At 36.3% G+C, this 6,205-nt stretch carries 4 protein-coding genes; 1 reads left to right on the plus strand and 3 read right to left on the minus strand.

Annotated features, from left to right (window positions below; translation table 11 throughout):
* Positions 1–36 precede the first annotated feature (36 nt).
* From FEU33_RS07225 to FEU33_RS07235, 3 genes are all read right to left on the minus strand, one after another.
* A complete protein-coding gene (locus tag FEU33_RS07225; RefSeq protein ID WP_146548731.1) occupies positions 37–2,067 on the minus strand; it encodes a methyl-accepting chemotaxis protein in 2,031 nt (676 codons plus the stop codon).
* Positions 2,068–2,153: 86 nt separating this feature from the next.
* Entirely contained in the window at positions 2,154–3,806 is a 1,653-nt protein-coding gene (locus FEU33_RS07230) for a methyl-accepting chemotaxis protein (protein WP_146548732.1), read from the minus strand.
* A gap of 14 nt (positions 3,807–3,820) precedes the next feature.
* Positions 3,821–4,693, minus strand: a complete 873-nt coding sequence (locus FEU33_RS07235; RefSeq protein ID WP_244950990.1) for a BMP family lipoprotein — start codon at positions 4,691–4,693, stop codon at positions 3,821–3,823.
* Positions 4,694–4,847: 154 nt separating this feature from the next.
* Here FEU33_RS07235 and istA point away from each other — a divergent pair.
* Positions 4,848–6,205 (plus strand): IS21 family transposase (gene istA, locus FEU33_RS07240; RefSeq protein ID WP_146549928.1); only part of this gene is annotated, 1,358 nt, incomplete at its 3' end.

Raw genomic sequence — 6,205 nt, forward strand, 5'->3', positions numbered from 1 at the left:
TTTTAAACAAGCCTTTTAAAATTCAAAGGGAATCTTCTATACATTAAATTTTCCCGTTTCTTCTTGAAGATTCTGAGCCAACTTGGCTAATTGTTCAGCGGCAGTTGCCATTTCAGTCATTGTTGAAGCTTGCTCCTCTGTGATAGCAGAGACGTTTAACGTATGATCGTTTGTTGCAACCGCTTGTTTACTGATTTCTTGAACTTTAAAAGTCACTTTTGTTAGCTTATCATATGCATTTGTTGTACTAAAACTAGTTTGTTCAATCGTTTGTTTTAATTCCATAATTGCTTTTGCAATAGTATCAAAATTTACCCCGGCTTGTTGAACAGAAACAAGCCCATTTTGAGCAATGGAACGACTTTGCTCCATCATTAAACTCGCTTTATTAATTTGATTTTGGACATTATGCACAAGTGTTGCAATCTCCTGAGAAGCTTGACTTGTTTGTTCAGCGAGTTCTTTCACTTCTCCAGCTACAACTGCAAAGCCCTTTCCTGCCTCTCCAGCTCGTGCAGCTTCAATAGCTGCGTTTAAAGACAATAAATTGGTTTGCTCCGTGATGGATGAAATGAGTTGACTCATTTTCTCTATTTTTATAGAATAATCGCTCAAGTTACTAACTAAATTAGCTGAATCCTCAATTTGCGTATGCAAGTGAGTAAATTCGTCAACAAATGCTGAAATTTGTTTTGCCCCTTCTACTGCTAAATCAGATGTAGCAGCTGAATGGGTTACCGTATTTTTTAGGGTATTTTTAACTTTTGTCATTTCATTAGCCAATTGAGTGGTTGCAGATTCTAATTGATCACTTACAACCTGCTGTTTATTTGTATTTTCTGCGACATCTTGAATAGAAATAGCAACCTCTGTTACGGAATGGTTGACCTCTTGCACGCTTGCAGTCAACTCTTCTGCTGTGGAAGCAACTGTTTCGGATTCAGTTAAAATGTTTTTGACCATTTTCCTTAATGCTTCGACAGAATGATTATAATATTGCGCCATCTCACCAAATTCATCTCTAGTAGCAACAGACATTGTTTGTGTTAGATCTCCTGTGGCAAGATGACCTAAATGCTTATTGATCACCTGTACTTCACCACGCATGTAACGGGCTAACAAATAAATAATGATTGCAATTAATACTATCAAAACAATACTGACCACAATTTGTTGGTAGACCATCCCTTGTACATCTGCATATAACTCTTTTGTTGGAACTAGTAAAACAAGTTTCCATGGTACACCATCTATTTTCTCATATTGTAATGTATAATTTGTCCCCTTAATAGTCGTTTCCATTAATTGCTTCTCTTTTGAAAACTTTTCAATAGGAATTTTTAAAAATTTTTGAACGGTTTCTTTATTAACCTTCTTAGCATCAGGATGTGTTAAAAACTTTCCGTTATTATCCATTAAAAATGCATAACCACTATCTCGTATTTTGACATCTGACACAATCGATTGTATGGAATCTAGCACGTAGTCACCTGTAATAACCCCAACTGGAGTTGAATTTTTCACTACTTGAACACCAAATGAGATAAACATTTTTCCTAATGATTGATCAAAATAAGGCTCTGTATAGGTTATTTTTGATGATTGTATGCTATCTGTATACCACTTTTGCGTATGAAAAGCATAAGAAGGTTTTTCATAGACATTTGTATAAACCATTTTTTCATTTTCTTTATATACATACGGTCCAAAGTTTTTTCCACCAGCTGCATTTTTTTCAAGCCAAAGTCCCATTCCATAAGTTTCTTTATTGGATGGGAGTAATTGCTCAGCAAACTGTTTAAATTGCTCCCTTGTCATCACTTTATCCGCAGATTCTATAGAAGATTTTGCACTATAAATGAGCTGTTCGTGTGAGTGTAATTTATTTTCTACTGAATTACCTACATTGTCTGCTAGCAACGCCATTTCGTTCTCAATTGATTTTTGCAATTCTTTAGATGCACTAATATAGTTGATGATGGACATTCCAGCTAAAAAAATTGTAATAATGGGAAAAAGTATACCGATTTTTAGAATGAGCTTAAGGTTCCCTAATAGCTTTTTCATTCACTTTTCTCCTTTGTATTTGATTTTAAAAAAACATGTTCATTTATATTTTTCAACTTCATGCTCACCATCATGAGGCTTCATCTTTATTTTAGTTTAAATATAGCTAATGTTTGATTTAAATCATCCGTTAATTGACGTAAATCTGTTACTTTTTCTCCCATCTTTTTAAAAGATGTCAGTTGTTCTGCTGTTGAGGCTGATATTTCTTCCCCTCCTGCTACAGATTGTTCGACTACCGCGCTAATACTTTCCACATTTTGAAGCACTTGAGTCCCTCTCGTTTTTGATTGTTGAATAGCTGACTGTAAGCTTGTTAATGCGGTCGTAATTCCTTGGACTTTCTTCTCAATATGATTAAATGTTTTGTTTACTTCTTCCATTGACTGACGCTGTTGATTCGCAATAGTTACGCCGTTTGTGACTGATTGTGAGATATCAACGATGCCAGTTTGGATGAGCCCCACCATTTCAAAAATTTGTGATGTCGCCTTTGTTGACTCTTCTGCCAATTTCCTCACTTCTTCTGCTACAACAGCAAAGCCCTTTCCAGATTCTCCGGCACGAGCCGCTTCAATTGCTGCGTTTAAAGCAAGCAAATTTGTTTGATCCGCAATATTTGAAACAGTTTGTGCCATATCCCCAATATTGGATGTGTAATGAACAAATAATTTTGTCGCTTCTTCAATTTGTTGCATAGTCTCTTTGTTCTTTACGATTAATTCTTGCTGAATGGCCATCACCTGTTGACCAGATTGAATGGCTTCTACTGACTCCTCTCCATATGTAACTACTTCCTGTGAGCGTTCAACATTTGTTAGCAATTCAAGATCTACTTGTTCAATAAGTGACACAGCTTCTTGTAAATCTTCTGAAATAGTTTGAAAGCCCGCTGATAATTCGTCAGTAGCAATAGCGACCTGATTACTCATTTGTGTCAAGCCACCATTGTCTGTTTCAATTTCTTTAGCAAATCCTTCAACTTCTTTACTAACCTTTTCAATAGAAAATAAAAGCCCCTTTAGCTGCTTGACCATCAACGTAAAGGAAGTATTCAGCGTACCCACTTCATCCTTTACAGCATATTTAAACAACTCCACATTTAAGTTTCCTTGTGAAATTTGGCTTGCATGAGAAGCAAGATTCGTTAATGGTTTAGTGATTGATCTCATCATCTGGATACTAATGATGATTGCAACAATGATTAGAGCAATACTGCCAATCACTACGGATGTAACTATAAATGATATTTTATTTTCTAAATTTTTTTGAATAGTATCATAATCATCATTCACATATAAATTAAGTAAATATATATCATTTAAAATACCGTCTATTCGGATCGATTGCTTCTTTGCCTCCGCTTGATTTTTTGTATTTAAAAAAGTAGTCGTTTCTTTTTTCCATATGTTATATTTTTGGCTTACTTTTTTAAAAACTTTGACGCTATCTGCATCTGTTAATTGTTTAGATAATTGTTTCATAAGCAAATCAATTTTTTCTATATTTTGCTCTACTTCTGCTTTGTTAGCATCTGTGACTGTAAAAGAAAAATTATTGATGGCCTGCTTAGTCATACTCATGTTAGCATCCAATTTTTGTACATCTATTAAAATCGCAACATTATCCTTATTTGATGATTGAATAGCAACCATATTGAACAATATGAATGCGATCATTAAAATTGCCAATAATAATCCAACTAAAGAGTTCAATATTAATTTCTTTTTGAGTGTCATGACTGATAACCTCCCTAATAATTACCATTGGTCAGTTTTTCTTTTTCTTTCTTCAAACGATCTTCTTGTTCTTTTGTTAAAGAAACAACCCTAATAGGAGCCAGTCCCACTCCATTTTCATCTATCCCCAATTCTTGCTGTTTCTTAGTCACTACACCTTTTTTGGTTAGTTGTGCCGCGATTTCAAACAAAGCCACATCTACATGTTTCAACATAGATGTCACTACAGCTTTTTCTGCATAGAAATATTGATCGGTATCTACACCAATTGCTAAAACTTTTTCTTTTTGTGCTTCTTTCAGCATCCCTACACCTGTAAAGCCAGCTGCTGCATAAATTACGTCTGCTTTTTGGGCAATCATCTGTTTTGTTATTTGACTACCAAGCTTGTCATCTCCAAAGTTACCTGCATATTTTTCAATAATCGTAATATTAGGTTTAACCGCTTTAGCACCTTTCTGAAATCCTTCAGAAAATTGTTGAATAGTGGGAACATCGTCTCCACCTATGAATCCCAACACATTTGATTTCGTTGTTAATGCAGCTACAACGCCAGCTAAATAGCTCCCTTGATCTGCTTTAAAAGTAATCGAACTAACATTTTGAAGGTTAGATACGGCATCTATAAGAACAAACTGCTGTTTAGGGTATTTTTTTGCTACTTTTTCTAAATCTTCCTGAACCATAAATCCTAACCCTACAATGACATCATTGCCCTGTTTCACAAGTTCGGTTAACCCTTTTTCATAAGTTTTTGTATCTTTGATTTCCCGATAATCAAACAAAATTCCTAATTCATCACGTGCTCGAACTAATCCCTTAAAAGCCGAATCGCTAAAGGATTGATCGCCAAGTCCTACATCTGAGAGCATAATGCCAATCTTCACTTTATCTTTCACATGTGTTTATTGCAAAATAAAAGTACAGAGGTTTGCGAGAAATTTGTGCAGAACTCAACTGCATAAAAAAAGGCTTGCCAGCCCCATAATAATTCCCTACTGTATTGATTGAGAGACCACAACAGTAGGAGGACATGAAAGGATGCTAGCGATGCCTGAAGTAAATTATATCAAACATTTAAGAGAAGAAGAAGATTTATCTATAAACGAGATTGCAAGAAAAACTGGTTGTAATTGGAGGACTGTTAAAAAATACGCAGATGGAGAAAGTTTTCAAGAAACACTCAAGTTCACTAAAAGAGGAATGATGTATGAGGAGGGGTTCGGAGAAATTGTTGACTGTTGGCTTGAGGAGGACATGAAACTCAAGAGAAAAGACCGAAGAACTAGCAAGAAGATCCATGAAGAACTTAGAAACAACCATGATTTTAAAGGTTCGTATCGGACCGTATGCGAATATATCCAACACCGAAAGCCCCAACTCAAAGCAGCCAAGGTTGAAAGACATGAGCGTTTAGAACACCCTCCGGGTGAAGCACAAGTGGACTTCGGAAACATGACTGTGGTAAAAGACGGAGCGTATAAAGATGTCAAAGCCCTAATCTTGAGTTTTCCACATAGTAATGCTGGATTTAGCTACCCTCTTCCAAGCGAAAATACGGAGTGTTTCCTTGAAGGGCTAAAGGAGTTGTTTCACCAGGCTGGAGGGGTCCCAACCTATCTACGTATTGATAACTTGTCTGCGGCAGTAATTTCAATTGGCAAAGGGGACAAACGGACCTACACTGACGCATTTTTGAGATTCAAGTGCCATTATGGTTTTGAAGTGCAGCCATGTAATCCGTCAAGCGGGCATGAGAAAGGAAATGTGGAAAAGAAGGTTGGTTATACAAGGAATAATCTATTTACAACAGCACCGATAATGAAGAGTTTTCCACAATTAGCGGACTGGTTGAAGGAGGGAATGGAAAAGGATCGGCAACGCCTCCACTATGAAAAAAATGTGTTGATTGATGAGTTGTGGAAAGAGGATAAAAAACATTTGAAAGCCTTGCCTTTAACGGATCTTCCGATTTATTCTGTAAAATCCACAAAGGTTAATAAATATGGGGAAATTGAAGTTGACGGTGAAAAAATTGTTATCCACAAAGCGAAAATGAAACAAGGATTGGTCCTCAAAATGGAATGGGATCGATTCACCTGTTTTACGAATGGCGGAGAAATTGTTTACCAGGAAGACCGCCCTTATATGAATACAACAAGAGCGATACCATGGAATGATATTTTAATAGATTGGGAGAAGAAGCCTCGGTCTGTCAAGTATTCACGATTCTTTAAATATTTGCCTGAGAGGGTTCAAGCGTATCTGACGATACACCCGGAAGAAACCCGAGCAAGGGTTAAAGGTATAAAGAAACTATTAGAGAAGCATACACTAGATGATATTCACTCCTCTCTGGAAACAGAAGAACGGCTTGAAAGAGCTCCACATGAACTGGG

It is taken from the genome of Rummeliibacillus suwonensis, from assembly GCF_007896435.1.
Taxonomy (GTDB): Bacteria; Bacillota; Bacilli; order Bacillales_A; family Planococcaceae; genus Rummeliibacillus; species Rummeliibacillus suwonensis.

Coding starts and splice junctions, on each gene's coding strand:
- FEU33_RS07225 (WP_146548731.1), bottom strand. CDS start 2,067: ATGAAAAAGCTATTAGGGAACCTTAAGCTCATTCTAAAAATCGGTATA.
- FEU33_RS07230 (WP_146548732.1), bottom strand. CDS start 3,806: ATGACACTCAAAAAGAAATTAATATTGAACTCTTTAGTTGGATTATTA.